Origin of the sequence: Actinomadura violacea (genome assembly GCF_017573465.1) — a bacterium.
Lineage (GTDB): Bacteria > Actinomycetota > Actinomycetes > Streptosporangiales > Streptosporangiaceae > Spirillospora > Spirillospora violacea.
This window is the reverse complement of sequence record NZ_JAGEPF010000003.1, coordinates 361072-381893: the sequence shown is the minus strand read 5'-3', so window position 1 is coordinate 381893 and position 20822 is coordinate 361072. Positions and strand designations below refer to the sequence as shown.

The 20822-nt window shown below is 74.1% G+C and carries 21 protein-coding genes; 12 read left to right on the top strand and 9 right to left on the bottom strand.

Annotation, left to right across the window (positions count from 1 at the left end; genetic code table 11):
• Window positions 1–87 precede the first annotated feature (87 nt).
• Together J4709_RS05780 and J4709_RS05775 are read left to right on the top strand one after the other, a co-directional pair.
• Window positions 88–888: an SAM-dependent methyltransferase gene (locus tag J4709_RS05780; RefSeq protein ID WP_208237690.1), complete on the top strand. Its 801-nt coding sequence runs from the start codon at window positions 88–90 to the stop codon at window positions 886–888.
• Between the two features lie 55 nt (window positions 889–943).
• A complete protein-coding gene (locus J4709_RS05775; RefSeq protein WP_208237688.1) occupies window positions 944–3292 on the top strand; it encodes an ATP-binding cassette domain-containing protein in 2349 nt (782 codons plus the stop codon).
• A 112-nt stretch (window positions 3293–3404) separates the two neighbouring features.
• Here the strand turns inward: J4709_RS05775 and J4709_RS05770 are convergent, their stop codons facing one another.
• Window positions 3405–4040 carry a hypothetical protein gene (locus J4709_RS05770; RefSeq protein WP_208237686.1) on the bottom strand — a complete coding sequence of 212 codons (636 nt, stop codon included), beginning with the start codon at window positions 4038–4040 and terminating at the stop codon, window positions 3405–3407.
• 2 nt (window positions 4041–4042) lie between these two features.
• The gene (locus J4709_RS05765) at window positions 4043–4813 is read right to left on the bottom strand and encodes a bestrophin-like domain (RefSeq protein WP_208237684.1); all 771 of its coding nucleotides are present in this window, start codon (window positions 4811–4813) and stop codon (window positions 4043–4045) included.
• 373 nt (window positions 4814–5186) lie between these two features.
• Here J4709_RS05765 and kamD point away from each other — a divergent pair, with 373 nt between their 5' ends.
• The 6 genes from kamD (at window position 5187) to J4709_RS05735 (ending at window position 11894) form a co-directional block, all read left to right on the top strand.
• The gene (gene kamD, locus J4709_RS05760; protein WP_208237682.1) at window positions 5187–6812 is read left to right on the top strand and encodes a lysine 5,6-aminomutase subunit alpha; all 1626 of its coding nucleotides are present in this window, start codon (window positions 5187–5189) and stop codon (window positions 6810–6812) included.
• Window positions 6809–7663: a lysine 5,6-aminomutase subunit beta gene (gene kamE / locus J4709_RS05755; RefSeq protein ID WP_208237680.1), complete on the top strand. Its 855-nt coding sequence runs from the start codon at window positions 6809–6811 to the stop codon at window positions 7661–7663. Before kamD ends, kamE begins: the two co-directional genes overlap by 4 nt.
• On the top strand, window positions 7660–8055 hold the full coding sequence (gene kal, locus J4709_RS05750) for a 3-aminobutyryl-CoA ammonia lyase (protein WP_208237678.1): 396 nt from the start codon (window positions 7660–7662) through the stop codon (window positions 8053–8055). Before kamE ends, kal begins: the two co-directional genes overlap by 4 nt.
• Before the next feature lie 695 nt (window positions 8056–8750).
• Window positions 8751–10469, top strand: coding sequence for an apolipoprotein N-acyltransferase (gene lnt / locus J4709_RS05745; protein WP_307801000.1), 1719 nt, complete (start codon window positions 8751–8753; stop codon window positions 10467–10469).
• Between the two features lie 5 nt (window positions 10470–10474).
• Window positions 10475–11221 (top strand): polyprenol monophosphomannose synthase, encoded by a 747-nt coding sequence (locus J4709_RS05740; RefSeq protein ID WP_208237676.1) that lies wholly within the window; start codon window positions 10475–10477, stop codon window positions 11219–11221.
• Window positions 11222–11345: 124 nt separating this feature from the next.
• Window positions 11346–11894: an FxsA family protein gene (locus J4709_RS05735; RefSeq protein ID WP_232383012.1), complete on the top strand. Its 549-nt coding sequence runs from the start codon at window positions 11346–11348 to the stop codon at window positions 11892–11894.
• 73 nt (window positions 11895–11967) lie between these two features.
• On the opposite strand, the gene J4709_RS05730 is transcribed toward J4709_RS05735, so the two are convergent.
• The gene (locus tag J4709_RS05730) at window positions 11968–12312 is read right to left on the bottom strand and encodes an RNA polymerase-binding protein RbpA (protein ID WP_067472838.1); all 345 of its coding nucleotides are present in this window, start codon (window positions 12310–12312) and stop codon (window positions 11968–11970) included.
• A 160-nt stretch (window positions 12313–12472) separates the two neighbouring features.
• The gene (locus J4709_RS05725) at window positions 12473–13117 is read right to left on the bottom strand and encodes a ClpP family protease (RefSeq protein ID WP_208237674.1); all 645 of its coding nucleotides are present in this window, start codon (window positions 13115–13117) and stop codon (window positions 12473–12475) included.
• 95 nt (window positions 13118–13212) lie between these two features.
• Between J4709_RS05725 and J4709_RS05720 the strand changes: the two genes are divergently transcribed.
• Window positions 13213–13509 carry a type II toxin-antitoxin system Phd/YefM family antitoxin gene (locus tag J4709_RS05720; protein ID WP_232383011.1) on the top strand — a complete coding sequence of 99 codons (297 nt, stop codon included), beginning with the start codon at window positions 13213–13215 and terminating at the stop codon, window positions 13507–13509.
• A 42-nt stretch (window positions 13510–13551) separates the two neighbouring features.
• On the opposite strand, the gene J4709_RS05715 is transcribed toward J4709_RS05720, so the two are convergent.
• Complete coding sequence (locus J4709_RS05715) at window positions 13552–14358, bottom strand: glycerophosphodiester phosphodiesterase family protein (protein WP_208237672.1); 807 nt, start codon at window positions 14356–14358, stop codon at window positions 13552–13554.
• A gap of 117 nt (window positions 14359–14475) precedes the next feature.
• Between J4709_RS05715 and J4709_RS05710 the strand changes: the two genes are divergently transcribed.
• Complete coding sequence (locus tag J4709_RS05710) at window positions 14476–14691, top strand: EF-hand domain-containing protein (protein WP_208237670.1); 216 nt, start codon at window positions 14476–14478, stop codon at window positions 14689–14691.
• 78 nt (window positions 14692–14769) lie between these two features.
• On the opposite strand, the gene J4709_RS05705 is transcribed toward J4709_RS05710, so the two are convergent.
• The gene (locus tag J4709_RS05705; RefSeq protein WP_208237668.1) at window positions 14770–15369 is read right to left on the bottom strand and encodes a TetR/AcrR family transcriptional regulator; all 600 of its coding nucleotides are present in this window, start codon (window positions 15367–15369) and stop codon (window positions 14770–14772) included.
• Between the two features lie 151 nt (window positions 15370–15520).
• Between J4709_RS05705 and J4709_RS05700 the strand changes: the two genes are divergently transcribed.
• On the top strand, window positions 15521–17056 hold the full coding sequence (locus J4709_RS05700; RefSeq protein WP_208237666.1) for an MDR family MFS transporter: 1536 nt from the start codon (window positions 15521–15523) through the stop codon (window positions 17054–17056).
• 113 nt (window positions 17057–17169) lie between these two features.
• Window positions 17170–17529 carry a MerR family transcriptional regulator gene (locus J4709_RS05695; RefSeq protein WP_208237664.1) on the top strand — a complete coding sequence of 120 codons (360 nt, stop codon included), beginning with the start codon at window positions 17170–17172 and terminating at the stop codon, window positions 17527–17529.
• Window positions 17530–17587: 58 nt separating this feature from the next.
• Here the strand turns inward: J4709_RS05695 and J4709_RS05690 are convergent, their stop codons facing one another.
• From J4709_RS05690 to J4709_RS05680, 3 genes are all read right to left on the bottom strand, one after another.
• Window positions 17588–19495, bottom strand: coding sequence for an MFS transporter (locus J4709_RS05690; protein WP_208237662.1), 1908 nt, complete (start codon window positions 19493–19495; stop codon window positions 17588–17590).
• 151 nt (window positions 19496–19646) lie between these two features.
• The gene (locus J4709_RS05685) at window positions 19647–20198 is read right to left on the bottom strand and encodes a TrmH family RNA methyltransferase (protein WP_208237660.1); all 552 of its coding nucleotides are present in this window, start codon (window positions 20196–20198) and stop codon (window positions 19647–19649) included.
• Window positions 20195–20809, bottom strand: a complete 615-nt coding sequence (locus tag J4709_RS05680; protein WP_208237658.1) for a class I SAM-dependent methyltransferase — start codon at window positions 20807–20809, stop codon at window positions 20195–20197. The genes J4709_RS05685 and J4709_RS05680 overlap by 4 nt, the downstream gene beginning before the upstream one ends.
• Window positions 20810–20822: the final 13 nt, after the last annotated feature.

Here is a 20822-nt window from a genome sequence, read left to right as displayed (position 1 = left end):
GGCTGCGCCAGGGTCGTCCCGGTGTGATTCGCGTTACGCTGAATCCCCCCGCGGACGACGCCCCTCGGCTGAAAAGGGAGACGATGCATGGACTCCGAGTGGATCCCACCCGAGGTCGACGGTCAGAGACCAAGCGTCGCACGGGTGTACGACTTCCTGCTCGGAGGAGAGCACAATTTCGCGTCCGATCGTGACCTGGCGACCGGGCTGCTGCGGATCGAGCCGCAGGCGCGGGAGCTGGCGCACGCGAACCGGGCGTTCCTGCGCCGCGCGGTCCGCACGGCGGCGCGGGCCGGCGTCGACCAGTTCGTCGACATCGGGTCGGGGATCCCCACACAGGGCAACGTGCACGAGGTCGCACAGAGTGTCAACCCGGACGCGCGGGTGGTGTACGTCGACAACGACGACGTGGCCGTCGCGCACAGCCGGTCGATCCTGGCGGGCAACGAGCGCGCCACGGTGATCCAGGCGGACATGCGCCGGCCCGCGGAGATCCTGGCCGACGGCGAGCTGAACCGGGTCGTCGACCTGGCCAAGCCGGTGGCGTTCCTGCTGGTGGCGGCGCTGCACCTGGTGAAGGACGAGGAGGATCCGGCGGGCATCGCGGCGGCGCTGCGCGACGCGGGCGCGCCGGGCAGCCACCTGGTGCTGTCGCACCTCACGCACGAGGCGCAGCCGGGCAAGACCGCCGCGATCGGCAAGCTGTACGACCGGGCGACCTCCCCGGCGGTGTCGCGGTCGCATGCGGAGATCCTGCGCTTCTTCGACGGCTGGGACCTGCTGGACCCGGGCCTGGTGTACGTGCCGCTGTGGCGTCCCGACGACGGCGACGAGGTCGCCGACCCCGAGCGGTTCCTGGTGTTCGGCGGGGTGGGCCGCCGCCCCTGACCTGCGGTGACCCCGCGGCGGCCGGCCGCGGCGGCGGGCCGGTAGTGTGCTGATCATGCAGGCCGCCGACGACCCGTTCGTGCGGGTGCGCGGCGCCCGCGAGCACAACCTGCGCGGCGTCGACGCCGCGATCCCGCGCGACGCGCTGGTGGCGTTCACCGGCGTGTCCGGGTCGGGCAAGTCGTCGCTGGCGTTCGGCACGCTGTACGCCGAGGCGCAGCGCCGCTACCTGGAGTCGGTCGCGCCGTACGCGCGGCGGCTGCTGCACCAGGTCGCCGCGCCCTCCGTCGAGGAGGTGACGGGGCTGCCGCCGGCGGTGGCGCTGGAGCAGCGCCGGTCGGTGCCGTCGTCGCGGTCGTCGGTCGGCACGGTGACGACCCTGTCGAACTCGCTGCGGATGCTGCTGTCGCGCGCGGGGGAGTACCCGCCGGGCGCGGAGCGGCTGGACTCGGACGCGTTCTCGCCGAACACCGCCGCAGGCGCGTGCCCGAACTGCCACGGCCTCGGCGAGGTGCACGAGGTCACCGAGGAGTCGCTGGTCCCCGACCCGTCGCTGAGCGTCCGCGACGGCGCGATCGCGTCGTGGCCGGGCGCCTGGCAGGGCAAGAACCTGCGCGACATCCTGGACGCGCTCGGCCACGACATCGACCGGCCCTGGCGGGACCTGCCGCGCGAGCAGCGCGACTGGATCCTGTTCACCGACGAGCAGCCCGTCGTGACCGTCCACCCGGTCCGCGAGGCGCACCGCATCCACCGCCCCTACCAGGGCACCTACTCCAGCGCGAAGAGGCTGGTGCTGCGCGCCTACGCCGATTCCAAGAGCGAGAGCCGCCGCAGGCGCGCCGAGTCGTTCCTGGTCTCGGCGGTGTGCCCGGTGTGCGGCGGGCGGCGGCTGCGGCCGGAGGCGCTCGCTGTCACCTTCGCCGGCCGCACCATCGCCGAGCTGGCCGGGCTGCCGCTGTCGGCGCTGGCGGACGTGCTGCGCCCGCACCTGGCCGGGGACGGCCCCGCCGCCGTCCTCGCCCGCGACCTGACCGCCCGCATCGAAGTGCTGGAGGAACTCGGCCTCGGCTACCTCGCCACGTCCCGCCCGGCGCCGACGCTGTCGGCGGGGGAGCTGCAGCGGCTGCGGCTGGCGACGCAGCTGCGGTCCGGGCTGTTCGGGGTGGTGTACGTGCTGGACGAGCCGTCCGCCGGGCTGCACCCCGCCGACACCGAGGCGCTGATGACGGTGCTGGAGCGGCTGAAGGCGGCGGGCAACAGCCTGTTCGTCATCGAGCACGACATGGAGGTCGTGCGCCGCGCCGGCTGGGTCGTGGACGTCGGCCCCGGCGCGGGCGTGCACGGCGGCCTCGTCCTGCACAGCGGCCCCGTCGCGGGCCTGCGCGACGTCCCGGAGTCGATGACGCGCCGGTTCCTGTTCGGCGAGCGGACGCGTCCCCGCCGCGAGTCGCGGGCGCCGTCGGGGACGCTGGAGCTGCGCGGCGTCACCCGCCACAACCTGCGCGGCCTGGACGCCGACGTGCCGCTCGGGGTGTTCACCGCGGTCACCGGCGTGTCCGGGTCGGGCAAGTCGACGTTCGTGGACGTCCTCGCCGAGCGCGCCGAGACGAGCGAGGACGTGCAGCGGGTGGTGCGGGTCGACCAGCGGCCGATCGGGCGCACGCCCCGCTCCAACCTGGCGACCTACACCGGCCTGTTCGACGCCGTCCGCAAGCGGTTCGCCGCCACCGCCGAGGCGAGGGCGCGCGGCTACGACGCCGGGCGGTTCTCCTTCAACATGCCGGAGGGCCGCTGCGAGAACTGCCAGGGCGAGGGGTACGTCTCGGTCGAGCTGCTGTTCCTGCCGTCCACCTACGCGGTCTGCGAGGTGTGCCACGGCGCCCGCTACGACCCCGCGACGCTGGAGATCACCTGGCACGGCGCGAACATCGCGGACGTGCTGGCGATGACGGTCGAGGAGGCCACCGGGTTCCTCGCCGAGGTCGCGCCCGCCGCCCGCTCCCTGGCGGCGCTGCGCGACGTCGGCCTCGGCTACCTGCGGCTCGGCCAGCCGGCGACGGAGCTGTCGGGCGGCGAGGCGCAGCGCATCAAGCTCGCCGCCGAGCTGCAGCGGGCCCGCCGCGGCCACGTGCTGTACCTGCTGGACGAGCCGACCACCGGCCTGCACCCGGCCGACACCGAGCTGCTGGACCGGCAGCTGCACGCCCTGGTGGACGGCGGCGCCACCGTCGTGGTGGTCGAGCACGACATGGACGTGGCCGCGTCCGCCGACCACGTCATCGACCTCGGGCCGGGCGGCGGCGGCGAGGGCGGCCGCATCGTCGCCGCGGGGACGCCCGCGCAGGTGGCCGCCTCGCCCGCGAGCCGCACCGCCCCCTACCTGAAGCCGCGGCTGCCCTGACCCGGCGCGCGGCGCGGCCGGGTGCGGGCGCGCCCCCGCCCGACCCCGGCGCGGCGGGACGGGCGGGGACGCGCTGGTCGCGAGGCCCCCGCGTCAGCCCTCGAGTACCGCGTCAGCGGGCGAACGCGATGGCCGTGCCGGCGCTGACCACGACCGCGATCACCACCAGGACCAGCGAGGTGCTGAGCGGGTTGCGGCGCCGCTGCATCGTCTTCGGCTTGGACGTCGCGGCGCGGTTGACCGGGCGCGGCGAGGCCGACGGCTTCTTCGGCCGCGGGTGCGGTGCGGCCGGGACCGCCGGGGCCGGGGCCGCCGCCCGCACGGGATGCCGCGCCGGCACCGGCGGGCTCGGCACCGGTGCGGGCGGCGGCGCCTCCGGGACGTGCACGGGCGGTGCGGCGTGCGGAGGCGGCTTCGCCGCCGGCGGCGGCGCCGGGTGGGTCTCCGGCGGCGTGGGCGGCTCGGGCGGCGGCGGGGCGTGCGTCGCCGGCGGCGGCGTGTGCGGGGGCGGCTCGGGCGGCGGCTTCGGTGACGGGGCCGGCGGCTCCGCGCAGCCCGGGGCGCCCGGGCCGACGTTCACGTGCACGGTCCCGTCGATGCACACGCTCACCCCGCCCCCGCCGGCCCCGGTGACCGTGACCGAGGACGACGGGTCGGGCGCGGGGTCGGCGAACGCGCAGGCCGGCAGGGCCAGCGCGCCGGCGAGCGCACCGCAGAGGGCGGCGGGGAGCAGCGGCGTGCGGCGCACGCTCAGCCACCGCCCGCGATGCGCCGCAATTCGGCCGCCGCGCCCGTGAACGCGTCGGGATGGACGGCGAGACCGCCGCGGAACACGTGCGCGATGTCGAAGACCAGGTAGATGCCCGCGGCGAGCAGCCCCGCCATGAGCCCGAGCGGGACCAGCGCCATCCCGCGCGGGCGGGCGCCGGCGAACAGCGGCAGCAGCATGACGACGATGCCGGTGAGGACGGTGACGGCCAGCAGCCCGGCGGGCGGGGTGGTCTTGGCGTCCATCTCCCGCTGGTGCCGCGCCGCGGAGATCTCGGTGAGGTGGTCCAGGACGGCGCCCTGGGCGTTCTGGAGCTCGTCGGTGGGGGTGTTGACCGCGATCACCTCGCGGCGCAGCGTGTCCAGCTTGGCCCAGCCGGTCGCGCTGAGCCGGCCGTGGTCGCGCATCCGGCGCCATTCTGGACCGCGGACGAACTGCACGTAGTCGCTCAGGCCCGCCTGGATGTGCTGGGCGTCGGCGGCGGGGAGTCTGGAGGCCGCCCAGTACGCCTCGACGACGGCCTGGCTCTCGGCGTAGGTGTTGGACCGGGCGGAGTCGGCGGAGGTCCACGGCACCACGATGGCGATGGCGAACGCGAGCAGGAACAGCGCGGACAGCATCGCCCCGGTGTGCGCGGTGGTGGGGCCGTCGGGGTCGGCGTCGTCGACGCCGAGCCGCCCGCGCCGCACGAGCCGGCTGGCGAGGATCACGACGATGACGGCGCAGACCGCGGCCGCAATATAAATGATCATGTTCCTCCTGGGGGGACCGGGCGTGCGGGGCGGGGCCGGGTTCCCCGCCCGCAGGCGACTGTCGGTGATTCTAAGCTCACCAAGCGTGGCCGGACATGGTTTCGCCGTGGCCGTCACCTGGAAGTGACCTGACCGTCCGGGGCGGGAAGCAAAGGCTGGCCCCGCCCGGGCTTTCGCGCGGCGGGGGAGCGGGCCGGGCGCGCGGGGAATGCCTGACGGGGAGGCGGTGCCCGGCGCTCCTCTCCGCGGGATCTGCTGTTGGTTCTTGCGATTTGCCGTTCAGATGCCGGAAGATCTGCGGTAGACAACACGCATAGAAGGACGATTGTCGGCAACCGGCCTGAGAGGGGCGGCAGCGTGAGGGGAGACGGCAATGGCGCCGCAGGGAAAGCTGGACCTCGATCCGCAGGTGGTGGACACCGCCCGGCGGCTCGCCGCCCGGGCCGCGGAACCGATCATCCGGATGGCCCGCTCCCACACCACCGTCTCGGTTGAGCGGGCGCTGCTGCGGCTGACCGGGCTGACGGGCGCCGACGACGAGGGCCGGCCGTGGGCCAACCACCTCGCCGACGCCGTCCGCGACCAGGTCGGCCTCGAGCACGGCCTCGCGCTGCCGGTGTGGGACGCGCTGCTGAACGGGCCGCACCGGACGCTGCGCGAACTCGCCGAGGCCGCCGCCCGCGGCCGGACGTCGTTCCGGCTGCCCGCCGGCACCGACGCCGCGCACGCCCGCGAGGCCGCGTCCGCCGCCGCCCGCGGCGGCATGGACCGCATCGACCGGCGCCGCGCCGAGCGCGACGAGCTGCTGGTGCAACTGCCGACCCCCGACGCCGCGGACCCGCCGCGTCCCCTCGTCTACCTGATCGTCGCGACCGGCGACATCTACGAGGACATCCCGCAGGCGCAGGCCGCCGCCCGCGAGGGCGCCGACGTCGTCGCGGTGATCCGCTCCACCGGGCAGTCGCTGCTGGACTTCGTCCCCGAGGGCGCCACCCGCGAGGGCTACGCCGGCACCTACGCCACGCAGGAGAACTTCCGGCTGATGCGCGCGGCGCTGGACGACGTCTCGCGCGAGCTCGGCCGCTACGTCCGGCTGACCAACTACGCCTCCGGGCTGTGCATGCCGGAGATCGCCACGCTGGCCGGGCTGGAGCGGCTGGACATGATGCTGAACGACTGCATGTACGGCATCATCTTCCGCGACATCAACCCCCGCCGCACCTTCATCGACCAGCGCTTCTCCCGGCAGATCCACGCCCGCGCCGGCATCGTCATCAACACCGGCGAGGACAACTACCTCACCACCGCCGACGCGGTCGACGCCGCGCACACCGTGATCGTCAGCCAGCTGCTCAACGAGCGGTTCGGGCACGAGGCGGGCCTCGCCGACGCCCAGCTCGGCCTCGGCCACGCCTTCGAGATCAACCCGGCGATCCCCGACTCGTTCCGGCTGGAGCTGGCGCACGCCCAGCTCGTCCGGGAGCTGTTCCCCGGCGCGCCGCTGAAGTACATGCCGCCCACCAAGCACATGACCGGCAACATCTTCGCCGGCTACCTGCTGGACGCCTTCTTCAACCTCGCCGGGGTCCTCACCGGGCAGTCGATCATCCTGATCGGGATGATGACCGAGGGCATCCACACCCCGTGGCTGTCGGACCGCGACCTGGCGCTGGAGAACGTCCGGTACGTCCGCGACGCCTGCGGCGCCCTCGCCGAGGACTTCATGCCCCGCCCGGACGGGATGATCGTCCAGCGGGCCAAGCAGGTGCTGTCGGAGTCGGTGGAGCTGCTGGAGCGCGTCAACGACGAGGGGCTGCTCACCGCGATCGCCGAGGGCACCTTCGGCGTCACCCGCCGCCCGCCCGACGGCGGCAAGGGCCTGGACGGCGTCGTCGAGCGCGCCGACGGCTACTACAACCCCGCCATCGAGATCCTCGACGGCGAGGACCCGCACGCCCGCCACGCCACGGCCGACTCCGGCCAGGAGGTGCCCGCATGACCGTCGAGACGACCGGGGGGACGCAGGCCCCGGCCCAGCCCGCCGACACCCGCCAGGTGATCCGCCCCTACGGCGACACCACCGGCGACGGCATGGTCCAGATGTCGTTCACGCTGCCCATCCCGGCGGGCAAGCGCGCCGACGCCGCCGCGCTGCAGCTGGCCGGGAAGATGGGCCTTGACCCCGCCAGTGTCGTGCACGCCAAGCCGATGGGCCCCGACTTCACCTACTTCATCGTCTACGGGCGGGTCGGCCACCTCATCGACTACGCCTCTATCCCCGTCCCCGAGGAGCGCGCCTACCCGCTGCTGTCCTCGCAGGAGGTCAACCTCGCCGTCCGGGGTGCGCTGAACCGGCGGCTCGTCGTCGTCGGCGCCTGCATCGGCACCGACGCCCACACCGTCGGCATCGACGCGATCCTCAACGTCAAGGGGTTCGCGGGGGAGAAGGGCCTGGAGTACTACCGGGAGATCCAGGTGGTGAACATGGGCGCCCAGGTCACCGTCGAGGAGCTCGTCGAGCGCGCCAAGGCCGAGGACGCCGACGCCGTCCTGGTCTCCCAGGTCGTCACGCAGAAGAACGCGCACCTGCACAACACCAAGCAGATGGCCGCCGCGTTCCACGCCGAGTACCCGACCGCCGTCGCCGCCGGCGTGGGGCGGCCGCTGCTGGTCGTCGGCGGGCCGCGCTTCGACACCGTCACCGAGGAGGACCTCGGCGTCGACCGGATCTTCGGCAAGGGCACCACCCCCGCCGAGGTCGCCAGCTACCTCGTCCACGCCCTGCTGCCCGGCCACGCCGTGGACGACGCCCGGCAGGCGGCCGGCGAGGAAGGAGAGGACGGACGATGAGCGACCCCCGCGAGGGCCTGACCGTCACCCACCGCCGCTACGTGCCCTACGCCCACGCCCACTACGCCGGCGACCTGGTCGACGGCGCGTACATGCTCGGCCTGTTCGGGGACGTGGCGACGGAGGTGTGCATCCGCACCGACGGCGACGAGGGCCTGTTCGCCTCCTACTCCGACGTGCAGTTCCGCGCGCCCGTCCGGGCCGGCGACGTGCTGGAGGCCAGCGCCGTCGTCACCCGCGTCGGCACCCGCAGCCGCACCCTGGACTTCGAGGCCCGGGTGGTGTGCCGGGGCCGCCCCGACAAGGGCGAGTCGTCCGCCGAGGTGCTCGCCGAGCCGATCGTCGCGGTCACCGCCACCGGCACCGTCGTCGTCCCCTCGGCGGGCGGCTGACAGGTAGGCGGCTGACAGGTAGGCGGCTGACAGGTAGGCGGCTGACAGGTAGGCGGCTGACAGGGCCGCTGGGACGGGCCTGCCGAGCCCCGCGGCGCCGCGCGCCGCGGGGCCGGACCCGCTCGTCCGGGACGGAATTGGCCGCCACCTGCGATCATGGTGCTGAACTGGGAGAACAGAGAGTCGCCGCAGAACATGCGGCGGTTGACAAGGGCCGCGAAGCCGGTAGTTTTGCTGCAGTCCAGCACGGGACTCACCGATCGGCCGCCCGGGTCGCCACCGGGCACCGCGCCGCGGCGGGGCGAGAGCGGGCCACACCGGTGGCCGACGCCGTGCCCGTCCGAGCCAGCGCGGTGGTCCGGGGCCGGTGTCCGGGCGGAGCCGCCCGATCGCGCGGGGGGTTGGACCCGGGAAGGGCCCGGACATCCAGTAGAAAACGGAGACCCGCTCTCACCGCCTGTGGGACGGCTCCGGCCCGATGGATGTCACGGGCCCTCTTCCGCGTCCGCGCGCCCGCTTTCCGCGCGGTGCCGCAGCCTCTCCCGCCACGCCCTCCGCCTTCGTGCCGCCCCGGAGCCGTCCGCGAGCGCATACCGTTGCCGCATCAGCGGGAACACCGTGACCGGGGCGTGGTCGCCCCGGCCGCCGCGGGCCGGTAGCGTTCGGCGGACGGATCGAGCGAACGAGGGGTGCACGTGGCCCAGGAGACCCTCCCGGACCGGCCGCCGGTCGGCGGACCGGCGGACGCCGGCGCGGCCGCGCGCCCCGGGCGCGCCGCCCGCCTCGGCCGGGCCGCTCGGCGCTTCCTGCGCACCGGCGGGCGCGCCGGCTGGCCCCGCACCCTCGTGGCGGTGGCCGCGGGCGCCCTGCTGTGCCTGGCCTTCCCGCCGTTCGACCTGACCCCGCTCGGGCCGGTCGCCATCGCCGCCCTCACCCTCGCGCTGCGCGGGCAGCGGGCCCGCACCGGCGCCTGGCTCGGCTTCCTCGGCGGCGCCGCGTTCTTCCTGCCCACCCTCGACGGCCTGATCCCGGTCGGCCCGGACGCCTGGGCCGCGCTGAGCCTCGTCCAGGCGCTGTACTTCATCCCCATGGGCGCCGCGATCGCGCTGGTCACCCGGCTGCCCGGCTGGCCGGTGTGGACGGCGGCGCTGTGGGTCGCCCAGGAGGCGCTGCGCGGCCGCGAGCCGTTCGGCGGGTTCCCGTGGGCGCGGCTGGCCTTCTCCCAGACCGCCACGCCCCTCACGCACTACGCCTCGGTCGGCGGCGCGCCCCTGGTCACCTTCCTGACCGCGCTGCTCGGCGGGCTGCTCGCCGCCGCCGCCGTCGCCGCCTGGCGGCTCCGCCCGCCCCGCCGCGGCACCGCCGCCGATGAAGGCACCACCGACGACGAAGGCACGGGCGAGGGCACGGGCGGCACGGCGAGCCGCCCCGGCAGGCGCCGCGCCGCCGTCTCCGCGGGCCTCGCCCTGGTCGTCGCCGGCGCCGTCACCGGCGCGGGCGCGCTCATCCCCACCCCCACCGATGGCAAGCACGTCACCGTCGCCGTCATCCAGGGCAACGTGCCCCGCCTCGGCCTGGACTTCCTCGGCCAGCGCAAGGCCGTCCTGAACAACCACGTCAAGGCCACCCACGAGCTGGCCGCCGAGGTCCGCGCCGGCAAGGTCGCCCGGCCGCAGTTGGTGGTGTGGCCGGAGAACTCCAGCGACCTGGACCCCTACACCGAGCCCGACGCCTACCGCGCCATCGACGGCGCCGTGAAGGACGTCGGCGTCCCCGTCCTGGTCGGCGCCCTCACCGACACCCCCGACCGCAAGATGGTCGAGAACCGCGGGATCGTGTGGGACCCGGTGACCGGCCCCGGCGACTACTACGTCAAGCGGCACCCCGTCCCGTTCGGCGAGTACCTGCCGTACCGGGACGTCCTCACCAAGATCATCAAGCGGTTCGAGCTGATCCCCCGGGACTTCGCCAAGGGCACCCGGTCGGGGGTCATGCGGCTCGGGCCCGTCGACATCGGCGACGTGATCTGCTTCGAGGTCGCCTACGACCGGGAGGTCCGCGACGTCTCCCGCGGCCGGATCCTGATCGTCCAGACCAACAACGCCACCTACGGCCGCACCAGCCTGCCGCCCCAGCAGATCGCCATGTCGAGGCTGCGCGCGGTCGAACATGGCCGTACGATCTTGGTTGCCGCGACGAGCGGGATCAGCGCGATCGTCGCCCCGGACGGCCGGATGATCGACCGCTCCAGGGAGTTCGTGCCCGACATCCAGGTCGCGAGCGTCCCCGAGCGCACCGAGCGCACCCTGGCCGACCGGGTCGGCGAGGTGCCGGAATGGGTGCTGGTCGCGGTGGGTATCGGGGCGCTGTGCGCCGCGGCATGGACGACGGCCAGGAAGAACGAGGAGAATTGACACCGATGGAGATCCCAGCCGACCTCGGCAGGGTGCTCGTGATCATCCCGACCTACAACGAGCGGGAGAACATCGAGCGCATCACCGGCCGGGTGCGCAAGGCCGTCCCGTCGGTGGACGTGCTGGTCGTGGACGACGCGAGCCCGGACGGCACCGGCGAGGCCGCCGACGCGATGGCCGCCGCGGACGACCAGGTCAAGGTGCTGCACCGCACCGGCAAGGAGGGCCTCGGCCCCGCCTACATCGCCGGCTTCCGCTGGGCCGCCGAGCAGGGCTACGACGTCATGGTCGAGATGGACGCCGACGGCTCCCACCAGCCGGAGGAGCTGCCCCGGCTGCTGGCCGCGCTGGAGGACGCCGACCTGGTCATCGGCGCCCGCTGGGTGCCCGGCGGCAAGGTGGAGAACTGGCCCAAGCGGCGCGAGGCGCTGTCGCGCGGCGCCAACACCTACGCCCGGCTGATGCTGCGCATCCCGCTGCACGACGCCACCGGCGGCTACCGCGCCTTCCGCGCCGCCACCCTGGACAAGATCGGCCTGGAGGGCGTGGACTCGCGCGGCTACTGCTTCCAGATCGACCTCGCGCTGCGCGCGCTGCACAAGGGTCTGCGGGTCGTCGAGGTGCCGATCACCTTCGTCGAGCGGGTCCACGGCACCAGCAAGATGAGCCGCGACGTGATGATGGAGGCGGCGCTGCGCATCACCCAGTGGGGGATGGCCGAGCGCACCGGCAAGCAGGACGGTACGCGCTGACGCGCGGCGAGCGCCGGTAGTCCCGGAGGCCCGGGGGGCCCGGCGGCCGTCCGGGGGAAACGTTCGGGGGCGTCCTGGCGTTGACACCGGTACAGGAGAAGCTCGCAACCCCGAAAATGGAGCCATGCTGCCGCTCGCACTGGTCCTGGCGTTCCTGCTGATACCGGTCGTGGAGATCGTCCTGCTCGTCCAGGTCGGCGGGGTGATCGGCGTCTGGCCGACGCTCGCGCTGCTGGCGGCCGAGACGCTGCTCGGCGCCTGGATCGTCCGCCGGGAGGGCCGCCGCGCCTGGCGCGTCCTGCAGGACACGCTGCGCCGCGGCACCGTGCCCGACCGGGAGCTCGGCGACGCCGCGCTGGTCATGGCCGGCGGCGTCCTGCTGCTGATCCCCGGGCTCATCACCGACGTCCTCGGCCTGCTGTTCGTGCTGCCGTTCACCCGGCCGCTCGTCCGCCGCGTCGGTTCCCGGTACGCCGCCCGGCGGATGCGCCTGGCCGGTGACCGCGCGTCCATGACCTTCCCGCCCGGTGCCGGCGGCCCCGGGTTCGGCCCGCTGGGCGGCGGGTTCGGCCCGTTCGACCCGGACGGGGAGGCCCGCGACGCCGGCACGCCCCGCGGCCCGGTCGTGCGCGGCGAGGTCGTCGAGGAGGACGACCACCCGTCCCGCACCTGACGCACTCGCTTTTCGGGGCGCATGCGAAAGGGCCCGCACCTTCCGGTGCGGGCCTTTCGCCGATCTCAGACGGTCAGGCGGATCTCCGCCGGCCCGCCCGCAGGATCTCCAGCCGCTCGGCGAGGACCTCCTCCAAGTCCTCCACGGTTCTGCGCTCCATGAGCATGTCCCAGTGGGTGCGCGGCGGCTTCCCCTTCTTGGCTTGGGGCAGCTCCCCGTCGACCCGCAGGGCCGTGGCGCCGCAGCTGCGGCATTCCCAGGTCATCGGCACCTCGGCCTCGGCTGCGAGCGTCACGGTGAACCGGTGGCCCTTGGTGCAGGTGTAGTCCACCTCTTGCCGAGGGGCCAGATCGGTGTTGCGATCGTTCTCGTAGCTCGTCGCTCCGAGTCGGGTGCCGCGAAGTGCGCGCTCGGCCATCGTCACGTGCCTCCCAGACGGCTTGCGGTCTTGCCCTGACCAACGCTCCAGACCGTGACAAGATTCCCGCAACCCGTCCGGTCCAACCCTGCTGTTTGCGGCCGTGCCGTGCCGCGCCCGCCGATCGTCCGGCGGCGCCCCCCGCGGCGCCCCGGCGGGGTCACGATCCGACGCGGTCCGTGCTGTCGATGACGTGGTCGACGAAGCCGTACTCGCGGGCCTGCTCGGCGGTGAACCAGCGGTCGCGGTCGCCGTCCTCCTGGATCCGCTCCAGCGGCTGCCCGGTGTGGAACGCGGTGCGCTCGGCCAGGGTCCGCTTCAGGTACAGCGACTGCTCGGCCTGGATCTTGATGTCGGACGCGGTGCCGCCGATCCCGCCGTGCGGCTGGTGCATCATCACCCGGGCGTGCCGCAGCGCGTACCGCTTGCCGGCCGTCCCCGCGCACAGCAGCGTCTGCCCCATCGAGGCGGCCATGCCCATCGCCACCGTCGAGATGTCGTTCGGGACGAACTGCATCATGTCGTAGATCGCCATCCCGGCGTCGACCACGCCGCCGGGGGAGTTGATGTAGATCGTGATGTCGCGCTGGGCGTCGTGCGCGGCGAGCAGCAGGAGCTGCGCGTTGACCCGGTTGGCGACCTGGTCGTCGATCTCCGTGCCGAGGAACACGATCCGCTGCGCCAGCAGCCGCTCGGACAGCTGCGCGTCCGCGAACTGCGGGGCCTCTGCCACCTTCGCCGTCGTCCGCGGCGCGAACGTCTCCGCCCGTCCCGCGGGGCGGTCGCCTTCCGGTCGTTCGAACATGCGCCCTCCTCTTTGATCTGTACGGAACGTACGCTCTGTACATCTCGTGAACCTACAGTCGCGCGCCCGGAGGGGCCAGGGGAGTTCGCTATACGATGAACAGCGTGGAAAAGCCGGTGACGGAGGCACGCAAGGAGTTCGCCGACCTGGTGAACCGGGTCGCCTACACGGGGGAGCGCGTGGCGCTGACCCGCCGTGGGAAGGTGATGGCCGCCCTCGTGTCGGCGGAGGACCTGGAGCTGCTGGAGAGCCTGCGCGCCGGGCGCCTTGACCTCACCCAGGCCGGCCCCGCCGCGCCCCACCAGCCCGAGCGCCCGCAGCACGCGCCGCTGCGGATCGCCGCGGAGTACCGCCCGGGCGGCCCGCAGCACCCGCCGGGCTTCGGCCGCTGACGCCGCGGCCCGCTCGCGGCCCTCAGGGCCGGGAGGCCCGGGTCAGGACGCCGGGGTCGGGCGCGGCCACAGGTCGCGGGACGCCATGACGTGGCGCAGGGCGACCAGGTCGTCGGTCATGATGCCGTCGATCCCGATGTCGAGGAGCCGGTTCATCGCGGCGGGGTCGTTGACCGTCCAGGCGTGCACCTTCAGGCCCAGCCGGTGCGCCTCGGAGATGAACGCCTCGGTGACGAACGGGACGGGCCCGAGCCCGTAGGGGACCTGGGCGCAGGCGACACCGGTCGCGGCCAGCCGGACGAGCTTGGCGGTCGGGCCGCCGTAGGACTTGGCGCGCAGCGCCATCAGCCCGCGCGGCCCCAGCGCCATGCACACGTCCCGCGCGTCGAACAGCGGCAGGCGCGCCCGCATCTGCGCGAGCCGGCGGGTGGAGAACGAGGTGATGCACACCCGGTCCCAGGCGCCGGTGCGGTGCAGCACCTCGGCGAGCGGGCCGATCACCGGGGCGTCCTTGAGGTCGATGTTGACGCGGGCGTCCGGCCAGGCCGTCAGGACGTCCTCGAGGCGGGGGATGGGCTCGGTGCCGCGGATGCGGGCCTTGGCGACCTCGGCGTAGGGCAGCCGCGCGATCGCGCCCGTCCGGTCGGTGACCCGGTCGAGGGTGCGGTCGTGGAAGGCGACGACGACGCCGTCCGCGGTGGCGTGGGCGTCGGTCTCCAGGTAGCGGTAGCCGAGGTCGATCGCGCGCTGGAAGGCGGCCATCGAGTTCTCCGGCCGGCCGCTCGCGCCGCCGCGGTGGGCGAACGGGATCGGGCCCGGATGGTCGAGGAAGGCGTACGAGCGGGGCACCCGTCCGATTATGGCCGACGCCCGCCGCCAGCCTTACCTTACTGCGTAAAGGCGCCGGGCCCGGGACTGTGACTGCTAACGTCGCCTCCCCAGACGATCAGCAAGAGGAGCAGCGCCATGGCCGACGTGAACGAGTACCGGGCGACGTTCGAGCTGGTGGACGTGGACGGCGACGGGTACATCTCCACGGCCGAGCTGAAGAACCTGATGACCAAGCTCGGGCAGGGCATCACCGAGACGCGGGCCGTGGAGGTCGTCGTGGCGGCCGACGCCAACCATGACGGCAAGATCTCCCTGGAGGAGTTCGCGGCGCTCATGGAGCAGACCGCGTAACCCACCCGTAGACCGAAGGGCCCGGCCGCGTCGACGCGGCCGGGCCCTTCGGTGTTCGTGGCATCATGGCCGGCCGCGTCAGTCGGTCGGGCGAGCGGCGCCGGCGGTGGCGTGCCAGCCGTTCTCCAGCAGGTCGAACGCGCGCTCGACCGTCTCATGGCGGTCGGCGCGGCCATGGACGAGGGCGGCGGTCTCGAGCGCGAAGTGGGCGAGGGCGGCGCAGGCGGCATCGTCCTCGGGGAGTCCCGCGTCCTCGGCGATGGCGCGGGCCAGGGCGGTCTCGTGGCGCATCCACATGCGGTGCGCGTAGTCGCGCAATGCCTGGTTGCCGTCGACGAGCCGACCGAAGCGGTCCGCGGCGGGGTCGCCCGTGACGAACTTGCGGCGCAGGACGTGCGCGCGCAGCGCGGCCGGTACCGAGGTGCCCGCCGGCCGGTCGCGGACGGCGGCGACGAGCGCGGCCTCGACGTCGGCGTCCAGGTCGAACACCAGTGCCTCTTTGCTGGGGAAGTGCTTGAACAGCGTGGTGGTGGAGACGTCGGCGGCCTCGGCGACGTCCTTGATGCCGACGTTGTCGTAGCCGTGCTCCAGGAACAGCCGCAGCGCCGCGTCGGCGAGCGCCTTGCGGGTGGCGGCCTTCTTGCGTTCGCGGCGGCCCATCGTCTCCGTCTCCGTCATGCCGCCATCCTAGCCTCTCGGTTGCCTCAATAGAAAAGTTGACTCGTTGCACTTTTGTATCGAGTGTGCTTTTGTGGGAGCGCCGGGCCCGGCGGCGATGCCCGAGGCGGCCCGGCGCTCCCCGATTCCCGCATGAGTGAGGTGATCAGCCATGTCCGCACCCGATCCGTCTCCGCCCGCGCCCAGGGCCGTCCGGTGGGCCCTGCTGGGCGTGATGCTCGCGATGCTGCTGTCGATGCTGGACAACATGGTCGTCGGCACCGCGATGCCGACGATCGTCGGCGACCTCGGCGGCCTGGAGCACATCTCCTGGGTCGTGACCGCCTACACGCTGGCCACCGCCGCGTCCACGCCCGTCTGGGGCAAGTCCGGCGACCTGTTCGGACGCAAGAGCGTCTACCTGCTGGCCGTCGTGGTGTTCGTGGCGGGGTCCGCGCTGTCGGGCGCCGCGCAGTCGATGGTGCAGCTGATCGTGTTCCGTGCCGTGCAGGGGCTCGGCGCGGGCGGCATCGGCGCCCTGGCGTTCGCGCTGATCGGGGCGCTGGTGCCGCCCCGGGAGCGGGGCCGGTACCAGGGAATGACCGCCTCGGTGATGGCCGTCGGCACGATCGGCGGCCCGCTGGTCGGCGGGTTCATCACCGGTCACGCCGGCTGGCGGTGGGCGTTCTACGTCAACCTGCCGCTCGGCGCGGTCGCGCTGGTGTGGTGCTGGTTCCTGCTGAGGCTGCCCGCGGACCGCGCCAAGGCCCGCATCGACTGGGCCGGCATCACGCTGATGACGGCGGTGGTCTCCGCGCTGGTGCTGGCCACGACCTGGGCCGGCAGCACCTACCCGTGGACGTCGTGGCAGGTCCTCGCGCTGATCGCGGCGGCGGCCGCGGGGACGGCGGCGTTCGTGGCGGTGGAGCGGCGGGCCGCCGAGCCGCTGCTGCCCCTGCGGATCTTCACGGGGCACCGCAACTTCCCGCTGATGTCGGTGCTGATGCTGGTGTCGGGGGTGACGATGTTCGGGTGCGCGCTGTACCTGCCGCTGTTCCAGCAGACCGTCCAGGGCGCGTCGGCGTCGGACTCCGGGCTGCTGCTCCTGCCGATGATGGCGCCGGTCCTGGTGGTCTCGCAGATCGGCGGCCGGGTGATGTCGGCGACCGGCCGGTACAAGGTCTTCCCGGTGCTCGGCACGGTGTGCATGACCGCGGGCCTGCTCCTGCTGTCGACCATGGACGCCTCGACGCCCCGCGCGGTCACCGGCTGCTACATGGCGCTGGTGGGCGTGGGGACCGGGTTCCTGACCCAGATGGTCACCACGATCGCGCAGAACAGCGTCGAGATGCGCGACATGGGGGCCGGGTCGGCGGCGATCACCCTGTTCCGGACGATCGGCGGGTCGGTGGGGGTGGCGGTGTTCGGGTCACTGTTCAACCGGGCCATCCACGGGCCGGTGCCGGCGGACGGGGCGTCCCCGGCCGGACTGCCGCCGGCGGCCAGGGACGCCTACCTGCACTCGTTCGTCACCGGCACGCACCAGATCTTCCTGCTCGGGGCGGTGGTGTGCGCCGTCTCGCTGGCCGCGGCGCTGCTGGTGAAGGAGGTTCCGCTGCGCGGCAGGCCGCAGCCCTCGCCCGGCCCCGGGGCCCGCGCGGACGAGGCCGGTGCGAGGGTGCCGGACGCGGGGCAAGCCGCGAGCTAGCCGATCGGGTGGCTGCGCCGCGCGGACCGCGATGTGCGTGCCGGGAGTGGTGTCGTGTGCGTCGCCCCGGTACGGTCGAAGTTGTCATCGATGTCAGGTTCAAGGGCGGGGATATGCGGATCGGTGAGCTGGCCCGGCGGACCGGGGTGAGCGAACGGTCGCTGCGCTACTACGAGCAGCAGGGGCTCCTGGTGGCCGAGCGCACGCCCGGAGGCCACCGCGAGTACCGCGAGGGCGCCGTGGACCGGGTGATCCGCATCCAGGAGCTGTTCGCTGCCGGGCTGCACAGCGAGAAGATCGCGCGGCTGCTGCCGTGCATGCGCGACGCCGACGGCGGCCCGTCGGAGCGGGCGACGCCGCGGCTGGTGGCCGATCTCACCGCAGAGCGCGACCGCATCGACCGCATGATCACCGACCTGGTCCGGTCCCGGGAGGTGCTGGACGAGGTCATCGAGACCGCCTCGGCCGGCTGAGACGCCCCGCCGCGTCCCCGGGCCGTGCGCGCGGCCGGGGACGCGGCGGGAGGCGGGGTCAGGCGAGGCGGCGCAGCTTGAGGGCGTTGTCCATGCGGGTGACGGTCTCGCCGTCCGGGGCGGTCTGGACGCGTTCATGCTCGCCGCTGTGCTGCACCTCCCACGCGTCCTGCGGGAGCCGCAGTGACTCCAGCACCTCGTCGGGGGTGGGCAGGTGCATGTCGTGGTGGTGGTCGTGCCCGCCGGCGTGCTCGTGGTCGGGCTGCTCCCACGGCGGCGGCCCGGCGTGGCCGACGATCAGCAGCGTGCCGCCGGGCGCGACGGCTGCGGCGGCCGAACGCAGAATCTCCGCGCGGGGCATCTCGCGGGGCGAGTGCAGGAAGTGCGCGGACACCAGGTCGAACTCGCCCTTGGGAAAGGACACGGCGAGGTCGTGGTGCTGCCAGTCGACGCGGTCGCCGACGCCGGCGTCCGCGGCATGCCGGGCGCCGCGCTCCAGGGCGACCCGGGAGATGTCGACCGCGGTGACGCGCCAGCCGCGGCCGGCGAGCCAGACGGCGTCGGCGCCCTCGCCGGCGCCGAGGTCGAGCGCGGTGCCGGGCGGGAGGTCCGCGGCCTCGCGGACCAGGACGGTGTTGGGGTCGCCGCTCCAGATCCGGTCGCTCTCGCCGTAGCGGGCGTCCCAGAACTCCTCGGCGGTGGTGCCGTCGTCGTCGCTCATCATGCGTCCTTGGGGATGTGTCGTGGCCGTTTCCGCTGCCATGCTCGTTCCCGGGACCGGATCCGGCGAACTCCTTTGCCGTTTCCGCAAAATCCGGGGGGCCGCCAGGACGAGGGCGGCGACGGCGGCCGGTGCGGCGGCGACCGCGAAGCACGCGGGCAGCGGCAGCGCGTCCAGGCAGGCGCCGATCGCGCCGGTCCCGGCGGACGAGCCGAGGTTCACCGCGGTGTTGACCCAGGCACCGGCGCGGACGCGGTCGCGGGGCGTCGCGTCGGCGTCGGCCAGCAGGTAGGCGGTGGTCAGCGACGGTCCGACGAACGCGCCCGCGGCGAACATCGCGGCGGCGAGCACGCCGACGCCCGGGGCGAGCCCGGCCGCGGCGATGGTGGTGCCGAGCGCGGCGGCCAGGAAGGCCAGCCGCACGCGCGGTGAGGGCCGCCAGCCGATGGCGCCGTAGGCGAGGCCGCCGAGGGCGCTGCCGGCCGACATCGCCGCCATCACCCAGGCGCCGCCGGTGGCGTGGTGGTGGTGCCGGGCGGACGCGACGGCCAGCAGGTCCATGCATCCGAGGGCGGCGCCGGTCGCGGCCGCGGCGATGACGGGCGCGAACTGCAGTGCGCGGCCGCCGCGTCCCGGGCGGTGCCCGGCGGGGTGCGGGCGGACGGCGGGGGAGGTCACCAGCCCGACCGTCCCGGTGGCGACCAGGACGGCGCTCGCGGCGACGCCGAGGGAGGGGGACGCCACCGCGGTCGCCAGCCCGGCCAGCAGCGGGCCGGTGATGTACAGCAGTTCCTCGGCGACGGCGTCGAGGCTGTAGGCGCGCCGGCGGAGCGCTTCGCCGGGGACGAGGTCGCTCCACAGCGTCCGCATGACGGGGCCGAGCGGGGGAGCGGACGCGCCGGCGGCCGCGATGAGCGCCACGAGCAGCGCGACGGGCGCGCCGGGGCGCCAGGTGCAGGCGGCGAGGCCGAGCAGCGCCAGCGCGTAGGCGCCCGCCATGGGCGGCAGGGCGGCGCGCGGCCCGTACCGGTCGATGAGGCGGGCCCGCAGCGGCGACAGCACCGAGATGGTCAGGCCGAGGGCCGCCATCAGCGCGCCGGCGGTGGTGTAGGAGCCGGTGGAGGCGGTGAGCGCGAAGGTGAGGGAGAGGAGGATCGTCCCGTAGGACAGGCGGCCGAGCAGGGCCGCGCCGAAGGTGCGGCCGGCGTGTGGGGTGCGCAGGACAGCCGTGTAGGAGGGTGCCATGGGGGTGTTCCTCTGAAGGGCCCGCGTGGTCGCGCGGAGGGACGTGCGTGGACGCCGGGATGCGCGGGCCGCCCTGGGGGCGGGCGGCTAGCGCGGCGCTTTACGCACGGAAGAGGAACGGCACGCGGTGATCATAACCCGGTGCGGCGGGTCAGGACGACCATTCGCGGCGGCGGGCCTCGGCGAGCGCGATGGCGGTGGCGACGGCGACGTTGAGCGAGCCGACCCGTCCGATCTGGGGGATGTAGGCGACGGCGTCGGCGGCGGCGAGCAGGGCGGGGGAGCAGCCGTGGTCCTCACCGCCGACGGCGAGGCAGACGTCGCCGTCCAGGGGCGCCTCGTGCAGCGGGACGGCGTCGCCGGTGAGCTCGATCGCGATGATGCGCAGTCCCTCCTCGCGGATGGCGGCGGCGGCCTTGGCGGGCGTGCCGGCGTGCTCCCAGGGGACGAGGCGTTCGGTGCCGAGCGCGGTCTTGGCGACGTTGCGCTGGTCGGGGGGCGTGGCGTTGCCGGCGAGCCAGAGCCGCTCGACGCCGAACACCGCTGCGCTGCGGATGATCGAGCCCATGTTGAACGGCTGGGTGACCGACTCCACCAGCAGGCCGAGGCGGCCTTCGGTGCGGCGCCGCCAGTCGCGGTTGAGGCGCTTGACGTCGGTGGGACGCAGCTGCCTGCGGCCGGGCGCGGAGTCGGTGGTGCTCATCGGGTGTGGCCTTCCGTGCGGGACGAGACGCGCAGGACGCGGTAGGCGGAGCGGGAGGCGATCCGTTCGGTGGGGAAGCCCTGGTCGTTCAGCCAGCGCTGGAGGGAGTCGGAGCCGAGGTGCTTCTGCACGACCAGGTGGGCGAGGGCGCCGGGGGACAGGCGGGGCAGCCAGGCGAGCAGGAGGTCGTGCAGGGCGGCCTTGCCGATCCGGATCGGCGGGTTGGACCAGATCGCGGCGAAGCGCAGGCCGGGGTCGACGTCGTCCGCCAAGCTGAACCTTACATTGTCAAGGCCGGCGGCTTGAGCATTCAAACCCGCGAGCTCCAGCGCTCGCTGGTTCACATCCACACCCCACACGCTCGCCTGCGGCGAGCGGCTCGCCAAGGTGAGCGCGATGGGGCCGTAGCCGCAGCCGAGGTCGAGCAGGTCGCCGGCCTGCGGCGGCGCGGGGACGGTCTCGAGCAGGACGCGGGTGCCGGCGTCGACGCGGTCGGGGGAGAACACGCCGCTGTCGGTGTCCAGCCGCAGGTGCAGGTCCGGCAGGACCAGGTCCACGGTGCGGCGGCGGCTCGCGGCTCCCGGCCGCTCGGCGAAGTAGTGTTCCCCCACGTCGGCCGACCGT